Genomic DNA, 1,383 nt, shown 5'->3' with positions numbered 1-1,383 from the left:
GAGGGGTATACTCTCCTGCCTGTATATGCAGAAAAAGGGCTAGGAGCCCTTTTTGCCGTTCATCTTGCCTAGATTAGGGCAAGTTCAACGGAAAGCTTCCCACCTTTGCTTTTCGTAAGGATAGATCATTTCAACAAGCGTTTGCGGTCATAGGAGATCCCACATGAACAGCGATGAGTACCGAAAAGCGAGTTATAGGATGGAGGGAACTCGCGATTTACACGGCGAACCTCGCGCGAGAACTCTCTGCTATCCCTTGGAACTCTACGCAGCTTGTTGGCTTTTGCTTGCGTATCGATATGCGCTCCGGGTGGAACGAACCGATTTGGAGCAATTCGAACGCCATTCGTAACGATGGCATTCATTGAAATATAAGATCCGTGACCTACAATCGCATTAAAAACAATCGATTTGAATCCAACGAATACTTTATCGCCTATATAACAAGGGCCGTGGATAATTGCTCCGTGGGTGATCGATACTTCCTTGCCGATATAAATGGAGTATCGTTTATTCCCTACACGAATACGTTCGTTAACGAGTCCATGTAAAATGGCTCCGTCTTGGATATTCGAGTTCGCCCCTATAGAGAACGGGGATCCTTCATCTGCCCGCAGAGTAGCGCTTGGAGCGACAAATACATTTCTTTTAATGTCCACATCACCTATAACGCTCGTAAATGGACTAATAAAGGCCGTCCGATTTATTTTAGGGAACCGTGCAACGGGATTAAATGATGTTTTGGGATTCGGACTAATAAAGCGCGCGAATAAATTAAAGGGACCTTTTGGAAGACGTTTGGCGTTGTTTATCTTGGTGTTATTGTTGAATGATGGTTTCCAAAGCTTAACATTATTCCCCATGTCTTATTCTCCTCATGAGCAGTTTATATGCCTTCCAATTAAACTATTCAGCATGTCTGTGATTGTCACAAGATTTTTAGGTTATCTATCAAGGGTATGCTTTTCCAACCCACTGAGCTGCCGTGTAACACCAAAATCTATTAATCTCCATATGATAGTGGTAATTCTACTAATATTAAGGAGATGATAGGAATGATGAGAACAGGAGGAAGCAAGAGCGGAGGAGACCGAAGCTCAGGCTGCACATGCTCAAAGAACCGGAGCCATGGCGATAACAGCGAAGGCCACAAGAGTGGAGGTCACAAAAACGAAGGACATAAAAGCGAAGGCCACAAAAATGAAGGTAACAAGAGCGGAGGCCATAAATGCTGCTGCAGTAAAAGCAGTGGAAGCAACAGCAATATTTTAAAAATTCTTTTGCGAATCGGTGTAGGAACACCCAATGTTCGGATTCATTTTGATGGAACATCGCATGTAGGGGTTTATTTGGGCATTTCAGATGGCAGCGTCATTCTTAATG

Annotated in this window: 1 protein-coding gene and 1 pseudogene; one reads left to right on the top strand and one right to left on the bottom strand. The window is 43.8% G+C overall.

What is annotated here, in order from left to right; genetic code table 11:
* Positions 1 to 125 precede the first annotated feature (125 nt).
* Positions 126 to 863 carry a carbonate dehydratase gene (locus tag AB4Z17_RS33495; protein ID WP_441964768.1) on the bottom strand — a complete coding sequence of 246 codons (738 nt, stop codon included), beginning with the start codon at positions 861 to 863 and terminating at the stop codon, positions 126 to 128.
* A gap of 192 nt (positions 864 to 1,055) precedes the next feature.
* Between AB4Z17_RS33495 and AB4Z17_RS33490 the strand changes: the two are divergent.
* Positions 1,056 to 1,383, top strand: a pseudogene (locus tag AB4Z17_RS33490) (hypothetical protein); the annotation flags it as partial.

Origin of the sequence: Paenibacillus sp. TAF43_2 (assembly GCF_052113545.1) — a bacterium.
GTDB lineage: Bacteria > Bacillota > Bacilli > Paenibacillales > Paenibacillaceae > Pristimantibacillus.
Note: the sequence above shows the minus strand (reverse complement) of the source record. Positions and strands in the feature narration are given on the sequence as shown.

Coding starts and splice junctions, on each gene's coding strand:
- AB4Z17_RS33495 (WP_441964768.1), bottom strand. CDS start 863: ATGGGGAATAATGTTAAGCTTTGGAAACCATCATTCAACAATAACACC.